Source organism: Streptomyces sp. NPDC058335 (assembly GCF_042723915.1).
Classification (GTDB): Bacteria; Actinomycetota; Actinomycetes; order Streptomycetales; family Streptomycetaceae; genus Streptomyces.
Genome location: NZ_JBHXHX010000001.1, coordinates 496,443 through 512,872 on the forward strand (window position 1 = coordinate 496,443; position 16,430 = coordinate 512,872).

Sequence of the window (16,430 nt, forward strand, 5' to 3'; positions counted from 1 at the left end):
GCCGTCAGCGGCGGGCATGTTCGCGGAAGCCCCGACCGGTCTTGCGGCCGAGGCAGCCCGCGGCCACCAGGTGCTCCAGGAGCGGCGCCGGGGCCAGCCCCGGGTCGCGGAACTCGCGGTGCAGGACCTTCTCGATCGCCAGCGAGACGTCCAGTCCGACGACGTCCAGCAGCTCGAAGGGGCCCATCGGATAGCCACCGCCCAGCTTCATCGCCGCGTCGATGTCGTCGAGGGAGGCGTAGTGCTCCTGCACCATCTTGATCGCGTTGTTGAGGTAGGGGAACAGCAGGGCGTTCACGATGAAGCCCGCACGGTCACCGCAGTCCACCGCGTGCTTCCTGATCCTGCCGCAGACCTCGTAGACCGTCGCGTGGACGTCCTCGGCCGTCAGCACCGTGCGGACGACCTCGACCAGCTTCATCGCGGGCGCCGGGTTGAAGAAGTGCATGCCGATGACGTCCTGCGGACGCGAGGTGGCGCGGGCCAGCGCGACGACCGGCAGCGAGGAGGTGGTCGTGGCCAGCACCGCACCCGTCTTGCACACCTTGTCCAGCGCCGCGAACAACTGCCGCTTCACGTCCAGGTCCTCGGCGACCGCCTCGACGGCCAGATCGACGTCCGCGAAGGCGTCGTAGGAGCCGGCCGGGGTGATCCGCTCCAGCGTCTGCGCGGCGGCCTCGGCGGTGAGCCGGCCCTTGTCGACGGAACGCGCGAGGGACGTGCCGATCCGCGCCTTGGCGGTCTGCGCCTTCTCCTCGCTGCGGGCGGCCAGGACGACGTCGTAGCCCGCCTTGGCGAACACCTCGGCGATGCCGGAGGCCATCGTGCCCGAGCCGGCCACGCCGACGCTGCGCACCGGACGGCCGGGGGTCCCGGACGTACCGGCCGCGGGCGTCAGGGCGTCCGGCACGACCGTCGCGCCGCCGGGGGCGTCGTAGGTGTAGAAGCCGCGGCCCGACTTGCGGCCGGTCAGGCCCGCCTCGCCGAGTTGCTTGAGGATCGGAGCGGGGGCGTGCAGCCGGTCGTGGGACTCGGCGTACATGGCCTCCAGGACCGTCCGGGCGGTGTCGACGCCGATCAGGTCGAGCAGCGCGAGCGGGCCCATCGGCAGGCCGCAGCCCAGCCGCATCGCCGCGTCGATGTCCTCGCGGGAGGCGTACTTCGCCTCGTACATCGCGGCGGCCTGGTTGAGGTAGCCGAACAGCAGCCCGTCCGCGACGAAACCGGGGCGGTCGCCGACCGCGACCGGCTCCTTGCCCAGTTCGAGGGCGAGGTCGGTGACCGCGGCGACGGCGGCCGGGGCGGTCAGCACCGAGGAGACGACCTCGACCAGCTTCATCGCCGGCGCCGGGTTGAAGAAGTGCAGGCCCAGCACCCGCTCGGGGCGCGCCGAGTCGGCGGCGAGCCGGGTGACGGACAGCGCGTTGGTGCCGGTCGCCAGGATCGCCTCGGGCCGCACGATCCCGTCCAGCTCCCGGAAGATCTGCTGTTTGATCTCGTACGACTCCGGCGCCACCTCGATGACCAGGTCGGCGCCGGCCGCGGCCGAGAGGTCGGTGGAGGTGCGGACCCGGGCGAGGGCGTCGGCGCGCTCCCGCCCGGTGATCCGGCCGCGCTCCACGGCGCGGGCGGTGGAGGCCTCCAGGGCGGCGAGCGACCGCGCGGCCTGGGCCTCGCTGATGTCGATGCCGATCACCTCGCGGCCGGCCTTGGCCAGGACCTCGGTGATGCCGGTGCCCATGGTGCCGAGACCGACCACGGCGATCGTCCGGAGGGCGGAGGAAGGGGCGGGGGACAGGGGAGCGGCCATCGCGGGACTCCAGGAATGAGGGTGACGACTGGAAGCGGCCCCGGGTGCGCCCGGCGGCCCCCAAGGGCGGCCAGGACGCACCGGGGGTGCGTGAAGAGGAGTGCTCGGTGCGGGTGTTGCCGGGCTGCGAGCGCACACGCCCGGGGCCGTCGCTGCGGACGTGCACACGTCCGAGGAACGGTGGGAACCGACCGGCCCTGTCCCGTGGCCGGGTCGTACGAGCGGTACCTGAAGTACCGAACCGACTCCGTCGCGGCGGCTGCGTCACCAGGCCGTCACGAACGGGGGTGCGAGTGGGTAACTCGCTCGTATGAGCTTAACCGGTGGGTAACGAGCGCGCCAGCCCCCGGGTTTGTGATGTAGCTCCCGACGCCGTCACCACCGCTCTAGGCTCGCCTTCATGGACGAAGAGTTGCGATCGCTCACGGAGCGCTTACGGCAGGAGTCGGGAGGAACCCCCGCCTTCGAGAACCTGGCGGCCACCGGGGACCAGGACGCGCTCGCCGAGGTGCTCACCGCCGCGGGGCAGCCCCTGTGGGCCAGGGAACTGGCCGCGTTCCGCCTCGGGCTGGCGGGGGACCGGCGCGCCTTCGAGGCCCTCGTCCTGTTCCTCAACCACCGCGACCCGCCCCGCTGTGCCTCCGCCGCCCACGCCCTGGCCCGCCTCGACGATCCCCGGACCGCACGGGCGGCGGCCGCCCTGGCCACCAACGAACTGCGCGTCGCCTACGCCCTGCACCCCGTCCGGCTCCTGGTGGAGCTGCGCGCGCCCGAGGCGGTACCCGCGCTGATCACGACCCTGCGGCGACGGCTGCGCCCGCACGACCCCTACCGGCGGGTCGCGCTCGCGTGCGTGGACGGTCTCGGCAGTCTCGGCGACGGCCGCGCCAGGCCCGTGCTGAACGACGCCCTCGCCCACCCGGTCCTCGCGGAGGCGGCGGTGCGGGCGCTGGCGCGGATTCCCCGGCAGCGGTGAACCGGCGGGGCGACCGCTTGCCGGGTCAGGGCATGAGACGCCGGGCGTACCGCACCTCCGGCACCTTCGTCCCGTCCACCTCGAAGGGCTCCTCCGTGCCGTCCGCGTGGAAGCCCGCGCGCTCGTAGAAACGGCGGGCCGCCGTGTTGCCCGCGACCACCCACAGGTACATGCGGCCGCGGCCGGCTGCCGTGCACTGCCGGACCGACTCGGCGAGGAGAGCCTGGCCGATGCCACCGCCGAGACGGGCGGGGTCGACGTAGATCGCGTACAACTCGGCGTCCCCGGTGCGCACTTCGCCGTCGCGGTAGGCGCCGTGGGCGGCCCAGCCCACCACCTCGCCGCCGCTCTCCGCGACCAGGTTCACCACGCTGCCGTCGCCGCGCGCGAACCAGCCCCGGCGCCGCTCGGCGTCCTCGGACACGCTGAGCGCGTCGAGGTGGGACTGCGGCATCAGGCCCGGGTAGGCGCTCTGCCAGCCGCGGACGCGGATCTCCGACACGCGGTCGCAGTCGGCGAGGGTCATCTCGCGCACCCGGAGCGCCGTCATGCGGCGATCACCGCGAACGCCTCGATCTCCATCAGGAACTCCGGCCGGACCAGCGCGGCGACCTGCACGGCCGAGGAGGCCGGCAGCCGGTCGTCGGGTATGTGGGCGGCGCGGGCCGTCCGGATCGCCGGCATGTGCGCCATGTCCGTGACGAAGTAGGTGAGTTTGACGACGTCGTCGAAGGTCGCTCCGGCGGCGGCCAGGCAGCGCCGCAGATTCTCGAAGACCTGACGGGCCTGGGCCTGCGGATCGCCCTCGCCGACCAGACGGCGGTTCTCGTCCAGGGGGAGCTGACCGGAGACGGCCACGAAACGGCCTGTGCCCAGCACGACGTGCGTGTACTGAGCGGCGGCGGCGACGCCGTCGGGGGCGGGAATCCTGGTCAGTTCACTCATGGGTCCATCGTGGACCATGGGTCTGACAACGCCCCCGACGGGTCGCGGCGTGCGGTGCGTCGGCTCCGGTGCGTCAGCCGCGGAAGCCGAGCAGCCCGTGCAGTGTCGAACCGTGCGCGGTACCGGTGCCGACCTTCGCGCTCAGCGGCTTCGGGTCGGGCAGCGCCGGGCACACCGCGTCGACCGCACCGGTCCCGCGCGGCACCGTCCCGTCGGACAGGTAGGCCGCCAGATGCCCGTCCAGGCAGGTGCTCCCGCTCAGCGTGATGCCGTGGTTGCCGCCGCCCTCCTCGACGACCAGGCTGGAGCCGCCGAGCAGGGCGTGCATCATCGCGCCGCCCTCGTACGGGGTGGCCGCGTCGTCCGTCGCCTGGAACAGCAGGACCGGCGGCAGCTGCCCGTTGGCGACGTTCACCGGACCCCGCGAGCGAGTCGGCCAGAACGCGCACGGCGCGTTGTACCAGGCGTTGCTCCAGGTCATGAACGGCGCCTTCCGGTACGCCGACCAGTGGTCGGAGCGCCACTCGTGCCAGTCGCGCGGCCAGTGGGCGTCCCGGCACTGCACCGCGGTGTAGACGCTGTAGCCGTTGCCCCCGGCGGCGTCGACCGCGCCGAGGTTCTCGTACGTCTCGACCAGGGGATCGGCGTCGCGGTCATTGACGTACGCGGCGAACGCCTTGGCCAGATAGGGCCAGTAACCGTTGTAGTAACCGCCCGGCACGAAGGTGTCCTCCAGCTCGGAGGGGCCCACCCTGCCGCCCGCCGGCTTCTTCGCCAGCTCGGCCCGCATCGCGTACCACCGCTCCTCGATGCGGTCGGGGTCGGTGCCCAGCCGGTAGGCGGCGTCGTGCTTCGCGATCCATGCCATCAGGGCGCGGTGGCGGTCGTTGAAGGCGTGGTCCTGCGTGAGGTTGTTGTCGTACCAGACGCCGGTGGGGTCGACGATCGAGTCGAGCACCAGGCGCCGCACCCGCTCCGGGTACAGCTTGGCGTAGACCGCGCCGAGATAGGTGCCGTACGAGTAACCGAAGTAGTTCAGTTCCGGCGCGCCGACGGCCCGGCGGATCGCTTCCATGTCCCGGACCGCGCTGAGGGTGTCGATGTACGGCAGCACGCTCGCGTACTTCTTGCCGCAGTTCTCGGCGAAGGCCTTGACCCGGGCGAGGTTGGCGCGCTCGATCTCGCCGGTGGAGGGGACGGAGTCCGGGCGGACCGGGGCGAAGTGGTCCGGCCGGCAGTTCAGGGCGGGCGTGCTCCGGCCCACCCCGCGCGGGTCGAAGCCGATGACGTCGTACTGCGCGGCCACCTTTTCCGGCAGCGACGACGCGACGAACCCGGCGAGGGTCAGTCCGCTGCCCCCGGGTCCGCCCGGGTTGACCAGCAGTGGCCCCTGGTAGGTCTTCGCGGTGTGCGGGACGCGGGACAGCGCGAGCGTGATCTGCTTCCCGCCCGGGTCCCCGTGGTCGAGCGGCACCTTCAAAGACGCGCACTGGAGCGTCGGGTGGTCGGTGGTGGCGCACTTCTTCCAGGCGGGCTTCGCGGCCGGTACGGCCTCGGCGGCGGGCGACGGGCTCGCGCCGGCGGGCACGGCGGTCAACGCCCCGGCCACGACGACGGCGGCACCGCACAGCACGGCTGCGCGTTTCCTCATGGGGTCCTCCCAGGACGGAGGTCGACGGACCGCGTGGATCACGGTCCTCGGCGCATCGTCCCGGAATCGGGGCCCGGAAGAACCTGTTCTGCTGATACTTGACCCGATTGGGCCGCCGGTTGCCCTCGAACGCGCTCAGAGCAGCGTGAGTTGGGTCGGTCCGGCCTCGGCGGGCTCCGCCGCAGGCTCGGGCGGCCGGATCCGGCGGGGCATCCCCGCGCGCGTGGGGCCGATGCCGTACTCCTCGGCGAGGTCGTGGACCTGACGGGTGATCCGGCGCTGGTACCACTTCGGCGCGTAGGAGCCGTCCGCGTACAGCCGCTCGTAGCGGCGCACCAGATGCGGGTGGTGCTGTCCGAGCCAGGCCATGAACCACTCGCGGGCGCCGGGCCGCAGATGCAGCACCAGCGGGGTGACGGAGGTGGCTCCGGAGGCCGCGATCGCCCGCACGGTGGCCCGCAGTTGGGCCGGCTGGTCGCCGAGGAAGGGGATCACCGGCGCCATCAGCACCCCGCAGCCGATGCCGTGCTCGGTGAGCGTCCGTACGACGTCCAGGCGCCGCTGCGGGGCCGGTGTGCCCGGCTCGACGGTGCGCCACAGCTCGGTGTCGGTGAAGCCGACCGACACCGAGATGCCGACGTCGGTCACCTCGGCGGACTGCTTCAGCAGGTCGAGGTCGCGCAGGATCAGGGTGCCCTTGGTCAGGATCGAGAAGGGGTTCGCCCGGTCGCGCAGGGCGGTCAGGATGCCCGGCATCAGCCGGTAGCGGCCCTCCGCGCGCTGGTAGCAGTCGACGTTGGTGCCCATCGCGACGTGCTCGCCGTGCCAGCGGGGCGAGGCCAGCTGGCGGCGCAGCAGCTCCGGCGCGTTCACCTTCACGACGATCTGGGTGTCGAAGCCGATGCCGGTGTCGAGGTCGAGATAGCCGTGCGTCTTGCGGGCGAAGCAGTACACGCACGCGTGCGTGCAGCCCCGGTAGGGGTTCACCGTCCACTCGAACGGCATCCGGGAGGCGCCCGGCACCCGGTTGAGGATCGTGCGGGCCCGGATCTCGTGGAAGGTGATTCCGGCGAACTCGGGTGTGTCGAAAGTCCTGGTGGTGACCGCGTCCGCGCCGAACAGCGCGGCGTCGGCCGGCCGGTCGTGGCGGGGTTCCGCGGCGGGTTCCGCGGTGAGGTTCTCCCAGCGCATGGCGCCTCCTCGGTAGCACTGGACCCATAATAGAACACTTGTTCCCATGATCGTGCGGGGATCCTTTCCGACCACGCCGCGACCGCTTCGGCAGCCCCGATTTGGGTGGCCGGGGACCGGGGTGGTTGGCTTGCCCCGATCCGAGGAACCCCCGAGCAACAAGGACCTGGAGGAACCCCATGGCGCAGGTCGAGGCCACCACCGAGCGGGTCGTCGCGGCGGCCCCGGACACGGTGTTCGACGCGATCGCCGACTACAGCGGCACGCGCGCGAAGCTGCTGCCGGAGCAGTTCAGCGAGTACGAGGTGCGCGAGGGCGGCGACGGCGAGGGCACCCTCGTCCACTGGAAGCTCCAGGCCACCAGCAAGCGCGTCCGCGACTGCCTCCTGGAGGTCACCGAGCCCACCGACGGCGAGCTGGTCGAGAAGGACCGCAACTCCTCGATGGTCACCGTCTGGCGGGTCACCCCGGCCGGTGAGGGGAAGTCGCGCGTCGTCGTGACCACGACCTGGACCGGCGCGGGCGGCATCGGCGGGTTCTTCGAGAAGACCTTCGCCCCCAAGGGCCTCGGCCGGATCTACGACGTGATCCTCGCCAACCTCGCCACCGAGGTCGAGAAGTAGCTCGGTCGAGCAGTGGCCCACGTCGAGAGGCAGCCCACGAACGGTCAAGAGCCCGACGACTCCTGACCGTTGCTCCACCTCACCGGTTCGAGTGGTTCTCCCTTCGGACCGGGTTGGCGCCGTAACTCGTCGCGCTTGCTCGGAGTTGTCGCTTTACGCGGGACTTGTGCGGCAGGCGCGACGAGGGGAGCGGTAGGTGGGCGGGACCACTCTGGTGCAGAAAGACCTGCACGGATCGCGGAGCGCACCGACGGCGGCACCTCCACCGCCCCCCGCGCCCAAGGCGGCCCAGAGCACCGAACTCAGCCCGCGCCGGGTGCGGTTGGTCTTTCTCAGCCTCATGCTCGCGCTGCTCCTCGCGGCGCTGGAGCAGATGATCGTCGCCACCGCACTGCCGAAGATCGTCGGCGAACTCCACGGCCTGGACAAGATGTCCTGGGCGATCACCGCCTACCTCCTCACCGCCACCGTCGGACTGCCCGTCTACGGCAAGCTCGGCGACCTCCTCGGCCGCAAGTGCGTCTTCCAGTTCGCGATCGTCGTCTTCGTCGTCGGCTCCGCGCTCGCCGGACGGGCGCGGACCATGGACCAGCTGATCGCCTTCCGCGCGGTCCAGGGCGTCGGCGCGGGCGGGCTCATGATCGGCGTCCAGGCGATCATCGCGGACATCGTGCCGCCCCGGCAGCGGGCCCGCTTCATGGGCCTCATCGGCGCCGCCTTCGGCCTCGCCTCCGTCGCCGGACCCCTGCTCGGCGGCTACTTCACCGACCACCTGTCCTGGCGCTGGTGCTTCTACATCAACGTCCCCTTCGGCCTGCTCACCCTCGCCGTCGTCGCCGTCGTCCTCAAACTGCCCAAGCCGCGCGCCAGGCCCCGCTTCGACGTGCTCGGCACCCTGCTGCTCACCGCCGCCTCGACCTGCCTGGTCCTGCTGACCAGTTGGGGCGGCACCGAGCACGCCTGGGGATCGCGCGTCATCCTCTCCCTCGCCGCGGGCGCCGCCCTGTCCACCGTCCTCTTCCTGGTCGCCGAGCGTTTCGCCGCCGAACCCCTCATCCCGCTGCGGCTGTTCCGCGACTCCGTCTTCACGATCACCAGCCTGGTCGGGCTGGTGATCGGCGTCGCCCTCTTCGGCGCCGCCAGCTATCTGCCGACCTTCCTGCAGATGGTCGACGGCGCCTCCGCCACCGAGTCCGGGCTGCTCATGCTGCCCATGATGGGCGGCATCGTCGTCACCTCCGTGGTCTCCGGACAGCTCATCACCCACACCGGCCGCTACCGGATCTACCCCGTCCTCGGCGGCGCCCTCGCCGTGCTCGGCATGTGGCTGCTGTCCCGGCTCGAGACGGACACGCCCCGGCTGCACCACAGCCTCTGGATGGCCGTCCTCGGCGCCGGCATCGGCCTGGTGATGCCCGTCCTCGTCCTCGCCGTGCAGAACTCCGTGCGCCCCGCCGACCTCGGCACCGCCACCAGCGCCCACAACTACTTCCGCCAGATCGGCGGCAGCGTCGGCGCCGCGATCTTCGGCACCCTCTTCGCGAACCGGCTCGCCGACTCCCTGCGCGAACGCCTCCCCGAGGGGACGGGCGCCGGCCTGCCCGACCCCGAGTCGATCACCCCGCAGCTCGTGCACACCCTGCCCCCGGCGCTGCGCGACGCCTACATCGGCGCGTACGCCGACGCCATGCCGCGGATCTTCCTGTACCTGGTACCGGTGCTCGTCCTCGGCCTGGTCCTCGCCTTCTTCCTCAAGGAGAAACCACTGGTGTCCCACCACGCCACCGAAACGGAGCCCGCGTCCGTGACCACCCCCATCCCGCGGGCCCGTGCCGCGTACACCGCCGGCATCCCCGTCTGCGGCACGGTGCAGCACCCCGACGGGACCGCCGTGCCCCGCGCCGCGCTCACGCTCATCGACGTCGCCGGACAGCAGATCGGGCGCGGCGCCAGCGGCGAGGACGGGCGGTACGCGCTGGCCACCCCCGGCTCCGGCTCGTACGTCCTCATCGCCGCCGCCGGCGGGCACCAGCCACAGGCCGTCTCCGTGACCGTCGGTGAGCGCCCCGTCGAGCTGGACGTCGTCCTCGGCGGCGCCGGACGCCTCGCCGGGGCCGTCCGCACCGCCGACGGCACGCCCGTCCGGGACGCGGCCGTCACCCTCACCAACGTCCACGGCGAGGTCGTCGCCGGCACCCGCAGCGGACGTGAGGGCGGGTACGTCATCAGCGAGCTGGTGGCGGGCGAGTACACCCTCGCCGCCAGCGCCCCCGCCTTCCGCCCGGCCGCGCTGCCGGTCTCCGTACAGGCCTCGCGGGAGACCCGCCAGGACGTCGAACTCGCCGGCGGCGCCGTCCTGCGCGGCACCGTCCGGGCCACCGGCGGGAGGCCCGTCGAGGAGGCGCGCGTGACGCTCCTGGACGCCGCGGGCAATGTGGTGGACACCCTCACCACCGGCCCGGACGGCACCTTCCGCTTCATCGACCTGTCCTCCGGCGAGTACACCGTCATCGCCGCGGGTTACCCGCCGGTCGCCACCGTGCTGCACATGGCCGGCGGAGGGCGCACGGAGCGAGATCTGCAACTCGGCCACGAGGACTGAGGAAACACCGGGGAAGGCCGTTACCCAGCACTTCCCCGGTGAAACCAATTCCAGAATTGCCGCACATCCCGAGTGGCGGGCGCCGTACGGTGGTGGCTGCGGGGCAGATCTTGTGCAGCTCTGGGGAGAGAGGGTCTGGGCCATGGACCGTGGCACCGAGAGGGACACGCCTCCCAGCCGCGGAGCCGGGAGCGGTACGGCACCCGAGCCCGCGGACACCGGGCGCATCCCGCTCGCCGTGGTCGTCGTCGACCGGGCCGGCCTCATCTCCCACTGGAGCAGCGGCGCCCGCCGGCTGTTCGGCGTCGCCAAGGACGAGGCGATCGGCCGGCACGCCATCGACCTGCTCCCCGTCTCCGGCGCCCTCCCCGACATCGACGACGGTCTGCCGTACGCGGAGTACGCGCCCTACGACGGCCTCGGACCCGGGCTCGGGAACTCCCTCGACGGCGGGCTCGGCTACCCGGCCGCCGGCCGGGCCCGGCTGACCGTGCCCGAGCGGAGCGAGACGGGGATCCCTCCGGCCGAAGGGTGGGGGAGGGACCGCGTCGACGTGCTGTGGTGGGCGTACCCCCTCGTGGGACCCGGCAGCGAGCGGCTGCTCGTGCTGGCCGCCGACGCGGAGGCCCTGCACCGGCCCGACACGGAGGACGGGCCGCTCGTCGAGCGCATCGCGCCCGGCTTCGCCCTGCACACCGACTTCCCCGGCGCCGAGGACCTGGCCCGCAGGCTCCCCGAGATCCTGCCCAGCATGAGCGTCGGCGAGAGCGCCCGCATCGTCGCGCAGGTCCTCGAACTGGGCTATCCCGTCCTGGAGTTCAGCCAGAGCGACCGGGTTCCCGTCACCCCCGACTGGGGTGTAGCCCGGCGCGTCGAGCGCAGAGCCCGCCGTGAGCGGGCCGCCCGCGCCGCGGCCGCCGGCCGGCCCCTGCCCGAGGAACCCGACGACGAGGGCGAGGACCTCGAGTACGTCGCCGTCCGCGAGCGTCTGGAGTTCCTCAACGAGGTCAGCGGGAAGATCGGCACCTCCCTCGACCTGGCCCGCACCATCGGCGAGGTCAGCAGGGCCGTCGTACCGCGCTTCACCGACGTCGCCGGCACCTACCTGCGCGAACAGGTCGTCGCCGGCGAGGGGTTCCCCGACGGCGTGCCGGACACCAGGACCATGTGGCACCGGGTCGCCCTGGAGCACACCGACGAACCCGGCCGCTGGGACGACGTGGTGCCCGTCGGCGAGGCCATGCCCTTTCCGGCGCACACCCCGTTCTTCCAGTGCATGACCAGCGGCGAACCCGTCCTCGTGCCGCGCATCAGCGAGCAGATGGGGCACGCCATCGCCTCGCAGTTCGACAAGCGCGACATCCGGCCCCTGATCACCGGCCGTTCGATGCTCGTCGTCCCGCTGAAGGCGCGCCAGGTCGTCCTCGGCTTCATGATCCTGCTGCGTCACCCCGAGCGCACCGAGTTCAACGACATGGACCGGGCCACCGGCGCCGAACTCGCCGCCCGCGCGGGCCTGGTGCTCGACAACGCGCGCATGTACACCTATCAGGAGAGCGTCGCCGAGACCCTCCAGGACAGCATGCTGCCGCACATACCGCCGCGGATGGCGGGCTGCGACATCGCCACCCGCTATCTGCCCGGCACCCTGCTGGGGCGTATCGGCGGCGACTGGTTCGACTCCGTGAAACTGCCCGGCGCCCGCACCGCGCTCGTCGTCGGTGACGTCATGGGCCACGGCCTCAACTCGGCCGCGATGATGGGGCAGTTGCGCACCGCCGTGCAGACCATGGCCGCCCTCGACCTGCCGCCCGCGCAACTCCTGCGCAACCTCGACGACCTGGCCCAGCGCCTCGGCGAGACCTACCTCGCCACCTGCCTGTACGCCGTCTACGACCCGATCGCGAGCGAGTTGCACCTCGCCAACGCGGGCCACATACCGCCCGTGCTGGTGCGCGCCGACGACGGCCGCAGCGAACTCCTCGACCTGCCCACCGGCGCGCCCATCGGCGTCGGCGGAGTGCCCTTCGAGGCGGTACGCGTACGCGTGGCGCCCGGCGACCGGCTCGTGATGTGCACCGACGGACTCGTCGAGATGCGCGGCGAGGACATCGGGGTGGGTCTCGCGACCCTGTGCGAGTCGGCCGCCCACCCGGCGGCCTCCATGGACGACGCCTGCGACACCATCATCCGCGCCCTCAACACGCGTGGTGGCCGCAAGGACGACGTGGCCCTGCTGCTGGCCCGCCTCAACGGCATCGAACCCGACGACGTCGCCGAGTGGATCTTCCCCCTCGACCCCGCCCAGGTCGGCCGGGCCCGCGCCGTGGTCCGCGAGCAGCTCCACGACTGGAGGCTCGCCAAGCTGGCCGGCCCGGCCGAGCTGATGGTCAGCGAGGTGGTCACCAACGCCGTACGGCACTCGCACGGCCGGCCGGTGACGCTGCGGCTGGTGCGCGGGGACGCGCTGCTGTGCGAGGTGGACGACGACGACCACGAGCTGCCGACCCTGCTGAGCGCCGGACCCGACGACGAGTCCGGGCGCGGGCTGCGCGTGGTGAGCACGCTGGCCCGGGAGTGGGGCACCAGCCGTACCGCCGCGGGCAAGTCCGTGTGGTTCGAACTGACCCTCCCCAAGCACTGACCGGCGTTTTCGCGGTTCTGAGGGGCGCACGACGGCGTACACCCGTCGAACGAGGCGTGAAGGAATGCGTACGGCGCTTGTCCGCGCCACCGGGGAGCGATACACCGTACTGGCCCGTCACTTACGGCGGATCGGCGTCACACCTGGGGAGTTGGGCATGAGCGTGACGAGTCGGTACCGGGCGGCCTGGGAGGGCTTCTGGCGCGAGGCCCCCGCGGAGACGGGGGCGGTGTTCTGGGACGCGGACCCGGCGGTGACCGCCGCCCGCCACCTCGCCTTCTTCGAGCCGCGGCTGCTCGACCCCGGGTTGCCGCTGGTGGACCTCGGCTGTGGAAACGGCACGCAGACCCGTTTCCTCGCCGACCGCTTCCCGCAGGTGATAGGCGCCGACCTGTCCGTCGCGGCCCTCGACCACGCCCGCCGCGCCGACCCCTGTGGGCAGGCCGCGTACCGGCTGCTGGACGCGGCCGAGAGGGACGAGGCGCAGACGCTGCATGCCGAACTCGGCGACACCAACGTCTATATGCGGGGCGTCCTGCACCAGTGCGAGCCCGACGACCGGCAGCCGCTGGTCGACGGGATCGCCGCGCTGCTGGGGGAGCGCGGCCGGGCCTTCCTGGTCGAGCTGTCGGAGGCCGCCCGGCCCGTCCTGGGCGGCCTGGCGCAGAGCCCCGACGGCCCGCCGCCCAAGCTCGCGCCGGTCTTCCGGCACGGCATCGCACCCGGCGAGGTCGCCGACGCCGCGGTACCGGTGTATCTGGCGGCGGCCGGGCTCACCGTCCTGGCCTCCGGCGAACTCCCGCTCACCACCACCGAGTTCGCGTCCGACGGCACCCGGATCGAGCTGCCGTCGAAGTGGATCCTGGCGGGCCGGGAGATGTGACCACGGTCACACATCGGCAGCTCCTCCGTCCGTCACACTCGCGCGACGCCGCGTGTCGAGGGGGTGAAGGAAGCCGGAAGAACCTCATGAGGAGCTGCTGACATGTCCACTGCCTACGTCGTCGTCACCGTGCTGGGAGCCGTTCTGGCGGGCTTCTCGGCCGCTTCGCTCCTCCTCGGCGCGGAGTGGACCGTGAAGCCGCTCGCCGACTACGGCGTGCCCCGCTCGTGGTGGCCGTGGCTCGGCGCGGCCAAGGCCGCCGGAGCGGCCGGTCTCCTCGTCGGCCTGCTCGTGCCGGTGATCGGCGCGCTGGCCGCTGCCGGGCTGGTGCTGTACTTCCTCGGGGCCGTGGCCACCGTGGTGCGCGCCCGCTGGTTCTCGCACGTGGCGTTCCCGCTGGTGTACGCGGCGCCGGCGGCGGCCTCGCTCGTGCTGTGGTTCTGACGCCGTAAGGGTTCTGAGAACGCTTTCAGGGGGTGACCGCAGACAGCCCGGTCACCCCCTCGCGTGGTCAGGCGTCGGGTACCGCCACCTCCATCGCGGCCAGCCGCTCGCGGTCCGCGACGATCTCGATCCGGGTGATCCCCTCGTCGGTGACCGTGAACAGGAGCGCCAGCCGCAGCCGGCCCAGCGGAGCCATCACCAGGCCGACGCGGCCGTCGAGCAGGGCCGGACCGGTGAACATGGCGCGGCCGGCCGCCGTCATCGCGCTCTCGGCGACGGACCGGCCGCCACTGAGCGAGGCCGGCTCCGGCGTCGGGAGGACGAACCGGTCGGCGGTCAGCACCACGTCCGGATGCAGCAGCGCCAGCAGCGCGTCGAAGTCCCCGCCGCGCGTGGCGGCCAGGAACGCCTCGACGACCTCCCGCTGCCGGGCCGCGTCGGCGGCCGGAGCGGTGCCGCCCCTGACCCGGCGCCGGGCGCGGCTCGCGAGCTGGCGGGTCGTGGCCGGCGTCCGCTCGATCAGCGGGGCGATGGCGTCGAACGGCACCGCGAACAGGTCGTGCAGGACGAACGCCAGCCGCTCGTCCGGGCCCAGCGTGTCCAGGACGACCAGCAGCGCCACGCCGACCTCGTCGGCCAGCAGCGCCTCCGCCGCGGGATCGCCGCCCCCGCCCGACGCTCCCTCCTCGCCGCTCTGCAGCTCCAGGGGCTCCTCGCGCCGGGTCCGGCGGGAGCGCAGCATGTTCAGGCTGACCCGGCCCACCACCGTGGTCAGCCAGGCGGTGAGGTTCTCCACCTCGCCGACGTCGGCCCGGGAGGCCCGCAGCCAGGTCTCCTGCACCGCGTCGTCGGCCTCGCTGAGCGACCCCAGCAGCCGGTGGGCGACGGCCCGCAGCCGGGGACGGTCGGCCTCGAAACGGTCCGCTGTGAGGATGCGTGGGTGTGCGGTCATGGTGGGCCCCGTTCGCGTCGGTCAGGCGTCGATCCTGCGCTGCGGGAGATCAGAGCAGAAAAGGGTTTCCCGCCGCTCGTCGGGTGCGGCGTGACGCGTGCCACACGGCGCGGACCGAGTGCCGGGGTGGGCGGTTTCCGTACCCGGAGGCGAGGCGGAGACCCCTGATGCGAGGATGAGGCGCCATGACAGCAGGGCGGTGTTCTCGCACGGTACGGGCCGCGGTGTTCGCCGCCGTCTGCGTGCTGCTCGCCGCCCTCGGCCACGTCCTGATGTCCGGCGACCGGGTGCCCTGGTGGGCGCTGGGCGCGGGCGCCGCCGCGACGGGTGCCGCCGGCTGGGGACTGGCCGGCCGTGAGCGCGGGATGCCGTTGATCGTCACCGTCGTCGTCACGGCACAGACGGCTCTGCACACGGCGTTCTCGCTCGCACAGCCGGGGACGCGGGCCGCGGGCACGGCCGCCATGGACCCCCACGCCGGCATGGACATGGGCATGGGCGCGCCTCCCGGGCACGCCCCGCACACCATGGGCCTCGTGGGCCGCACCGGTGCCGTCGCGGGCGGGGTCGAGCCGTCGTCGTACGGCATGCTTGCCGCGCATCTGCTCGCGGCGCTGCTGTGCGGGCTGTGGCTGGCCCACGGGGAGCGGGCCGCCTTCCGCGTCCTGCGGGCCGTCGCCGGACGGCTGGCGGCGCCGCTGCGGATGCTGTTCGCCGTGCCGCTCGCCCCGGAGCGGCCGCGCCCGCGGGTGCGGCGCCGTGGCACCGACCGGGCGCCGCGGTTGCTGCTCCTCGTCCACGCGATCACCTCCCGGGGTCCGCCCGCGGGGACCGCTGTCGCCTGACGACAGCCGGTGCCCCGAGGCCGCCCCTGTGCGCCTCGGGCCACGGCCCCACGCCGGCGCGGACGTCCCAGGGACGCCCGTCGCCGCCGTGGGGCCGTCTCCCCGTTCACCGGACCGCTCGCGCTCTCGTGCGCCGCCGGCCCGGGATCCGACCTCGCGAAGGACACCAGGTCATGGACCCCTCCCTGCCCTCCTCCCTGCCCACTCCCCGCCGTCCCGCCTCCGGGAGGCCGACGGCGGCCGACGCCTCGACGACCGCGCTGGCGCTGGCCGCGCGCGCGGGCGACGCGGACGCCGTCGAACGGTTCGTGCGCGCCCTGCACCGTGACGTCCTGCGGTACGTCGCCCATCTGGGCGCCGACCCGCAGACGGTCGACGACCTCGCGCAGGACACGTTCCTGCGGGCCCTCGGCAGCCTGCACCGGTTCGAGGGCCGCTCCTCGGCGCGGACCTGGCTGCTGGCGATCGCCCGGCGCGCGGTGATGGACAGCCACCGGTACGCCGCGACCCGGCCGCGCCCGGCGTACGTACCGGACTGGCGGCCGGCCGCCGAACTCGCCCAGCCGCGCGGACTGCCCGGCTTCGACGACGGCGTCGTCCTGATGGACCTGCTGGCCGCACTGCCCGCGGACCGGCGCGAGGCGTTCGTCCTGACCCAACTCCTCGGTCTGCCCTACGAGGAGGCGGCGCGACGTGTCGGCTGCCCCGTCGGCACGGTCCGCTCCCGCGTGGCCCGTGCCCGCGCCACCCTGACGGGCCTGCTGGCCGAGGCGGAGCGGCGGGCCGCTGCCGTGGCGGCGGCCTGAAGGGGCGGGCGGTGGTGGACCGCGCGGGCGGAGCGCGGACCCCCGTCGGTCACGCGGG

General features: G+C 73.2%; 14 protein-coding genes. 8 read left to right on the plus strand and 6 right to left on the minus strand.

Annotated features, from left to right (window positions below; translation table 11 throughout):
- Positions 1–4: 4 nt before the first annotated feature.
- Complete coding sequence (locus tag ACFWJX_RS02140) at positions 5–1,810, minus strand: 3-hydroxyacyl-CoA dehydrogenase family protein (protein ID WP_383235435.1); 1,806 nt, start codon at positions 1,808–1,810, stop codon at positions 5–7.
- 400 nt (positions 1,811–2,210) lie between these two features.
- Here ACFWJX_RS02140 and ACFWJX_RS02145 point away from each other — a divergent pair, with 400 nt between their 5' ends.
- Entirely contained in the window at positions 2,211–2,786 is a 576-nt protein-coding gene (locus ACFWJX_RS02145; protein WP_383235438.1) for an adenylosuccinate lyase, read from the plus strand.
- A 25-nt stretch (positions 2,787–2,811) separates the two neighbouring features.
- Here ACFWJX_RS02145 and ACFWJX_RS02150 read toward each other — a convergent pair whose 3' ends face one another.
- The 4 genes from ACFWJX_RS02150 to ACFWJX_RS02165 all read right to left on the minus strand — a co-directional run bounded on the left by ACFWJX_RS02150 (position 2,812) and on the right by ACFWJX_RS02165 (position 6,573).
- Positions 2,812–3,336: a GNAT family N-acetyltransferase gene (locus ACFWJX_RS02150; RefSeq protein WP_383235440.1), complete on the minus strand. Its 525-nt coding sequence runs from the start codon at positions 3,334–3,336 to the stop codon at positions 2,812–2,814.
- The gene (locus ACFWJX_RS02155) at positions 3,333–3,731 is read right to left on the minus strand and encodes a RidA family protein (RefSeq protein ID WP_383235443.1); all 399 of its coding nucleotides are present in this window, start codon (positions 3,729–3,731) and stop codon (positions 3,333–3,335) included. Before ACFWJX_RS02155 ends, ACFWJX_RS02150 begins: the two co-directional genes overlap by 4 nt.
- A 73-nt stretch (positions 3,732–3,804) precedes the next feature.
- Positions 3,805–5,382, minus strand: coding sequence for an alpha/beta hydrolase (locus ACFWJX_RS02160; protein ID WP_383235446.1), 1,578 nt, complete (start codon positions 5,380–5,382; stop codon positions 3,805–3,807).
- Positions 5,383–5,517: 135 nt separating this feature from the next.
- Entirely contained in the window at positions 5,518–6,573 is a 1,056-nt protein-coding gene (locus tag ACFWJX_RS02165; protein ID WP_383235449.1) for an Rv2578c family radical SAM protein, read from the minus strand.
- A gap of 179 nt (positions 6,574–6,752) precedes the next feature.
- Between ACFWJX_RS02165 and ACFWJX_RS02170 the strand changes: the two genes are divergently transcribed.
- From ACFWJX_RS02170 to ACFWJX_RS02190, 5 genes are all read left to right on the plus strand, one after another.
- Entirely contained in the window at positions 6,753–7,196 is a 444-nt protein-coding gene (locus ACFWJX_RS02170; protein ID WP_383235453.1) for an SRPBCC family protein, read from the plus strand.
- Positions 7,197–7,392: 196 nt separating this feature from the next.
- Positions 7,393–9,798 carry an MFS transporter gene (locus ACFWJX_RS02175; RefSeq protein ID WP_383235455.1) on the plus strand — a complete coding sequence of 802 codons (2,406 nt, stop codon included), beginning with the start codon at positions 7,393–7,395 and terminating at the stop codon, positions 9,796–9,798.
- Positions 9,799–9,940: 142 nt separating this feature from the next.
- Complete coding sequence (locus ACFWJX_RS02180) at positions 9,941–12,442, plus strand: SpoIIE family protein phosphatase (RefSeq protein ID WP_383235458.1); 2,502 nt, start codon at positions 9,941–9,943, stop codon at positions 12,440–12,442.
- Between the two features lie 157 nt (positions 12,443–12,599).
- Complete coding sequence (locus ACFWJX_RS02185; RefSeq protein WP_383235461.1) at positions 12,600–13,325, plus strand: class I SAM-dependent methyltransferase; 726 nt, start codon at positions 12,600–12,602, stop codon at positions 13,323–13,325.
- Between the two features lie 102 nt (positions 13,326–13,427).
- The gene (locus tag ACFWJX_RS02190) at positions 13,428–13,769 is read left to right on the plus strand and encodes a DoxX family protein (protein ID WP_383235464.1); all 342 of its coding nucleotides are present in this window, start codon (positions 13,428–13,430) and stop codon (positions 13,767–13,769) included.
- Between the two features lie 67 nt (positions 13,770–13,836).
- On the opposite strand, the gene ACFWJX_RS02195 is transcribed toward ACFWJX_RS02190, so the two are convergent.
- Positions 13,837–14,721 (minus strand): sigma-70 family RNA polymerase sigma factor, encoded by an 885-nt coding sequence (locus ACFWJX_RS02195; protein ID WP_383235466.1) that lies wholly within the window; start codon positions 14,719–14,721, stop codon positions 13,837–13,839.
- 185 nt (positions 14,722–14,906) lie between these two features.
- Here ACFWJX_RS02195 and ACFWJX_RS02200 point away from each other — a divergent pair, with 185 nt between their 5' ends.
- Positions 14,907–15,566, plus strand: coding sequence for a hypothetical protein (locus ACFWJX_RS02200; RefSeq protein WP_383235469.1), 660 nt, complete (start codon positions 14,907–14,909; stop codon positions 15,564–15,566).
- A gap of 173 nt (positions 15,567–15,739) precedes the next feature.
- Positions 15,740–16,372 carry a sigma-70 family RNA polymerase sigma factor gene (locus tag ACFWJX_RS02205; protein ID WP_383235472.1) on the plus strand — a complete coding sequence of 211 codons (633 nt, stop codon included), beginning with the start codon at positions 15,740–15,742 and terminating at the stop codon, positions 16,370–16,372.
- Positions 16,373–16,430 lie beyond the last annotated feature (58 nt).

Excerpts from the sequence above, each read along its gene's own strand:
- ACFWJX_RS02140 (WP_383235435.1), bottom strand. The coding sequence starts at position 1,810 with ATGGCCGCTCCCCTGTCCCCCGCCCCTTCCTCCGCCCTCCGGACGATC.
- ACFWJX_RS02145 (WP_383235438.1), top strand. The coding sequence starts at position 2,211 with ATGGACGAAGAGTTGCGATCGCTCACGGAGCGCTTACGGCAGGAGTCG.
- ACFWJX_RS02150 (WP_383235440.1), bottom strand. The coding sequence starts at position 3,336 with ATGACGGCGCTCCGGGTGCGCGAGATGACCCTCGCCGACTGCGACCGC.
- ACFWJX_RS02155 (WP_383235443.1), bottom strand. The coding sequence starts at position 3,731 with ATGAGTGAACTGACCAGGATTCCCGCCCCCGACGGCGTCGCCGCCGCC.
- ACFWJX_RS02160 (WP_383235446.1), bottom strand. The coding sequence starts at position 5,382 with ATGAGGAAACGCGCAGCCGTGCTGTGCGGTGCCGCCGTCGTCGTGGCC.
- ACFWJX_RS02165 (WP_383235449.1), bottom strand. The coding sequence starts at position 6,573 with ATGCGCTGGGAGAACCTCACCGCGGAACCCGCCGCGGAACCCCGCCAC.
- ACFWJX_RS02170 (WP_383235453.1), top strand. The coding sequence starts at position 6,753 with ATGGCGCAGGTCGAGGCCACCACCGAGCGGGTCGTCGCGGCGGCCCCG.
- ACFWJX_RS02180 (WP_383235458.1), top strand. The coding sequence starts at position 9,941 with ATGGACCGTGGCACCGAGAGGGACACGCCTCCCAGCCGCGGAGCCGGG.
- ACFWJX_RS02185 (WP_383235461.1), top strand. The coding sequence starts at position 12,600 with ATGAGCGTGACGAGTCGGTACCGGGCGGCCTGGGAGGGCTTCTGGCGC.
- ACFWJX_RS02190 (WP_383235464.1), top strand. The coding sequence starts at position 13,428 with ATGTCCACTGCCTACGTCGTCGTCACCGTGCTGGGAGCCGTTCTGGCG.
- ACFWJX_RS02195 (WP_383235466.1), bottom strand. The coding sequence starts at position 14,721 with ATGACCGCACACCCACGCATCCTCACAGCGGACCGTTTCGAGGCCGAC.
- ACFWJX_RS02200 (WP_383235469.1), top strand. The coding sequence starts at position 14,907 with ATGACAGCAGGGCGGTGTTCTCGCACGGTACGGGCCGCGGTGTTCGCC.
- ACFWJX_RS02205 (WP_383235472.1), top strand. The coding sequence starts at position 15,740 with ATGGACCCCTCCCTGCCCTCCTCCCTGCCCACTCCCCGCCGTCCCGCC.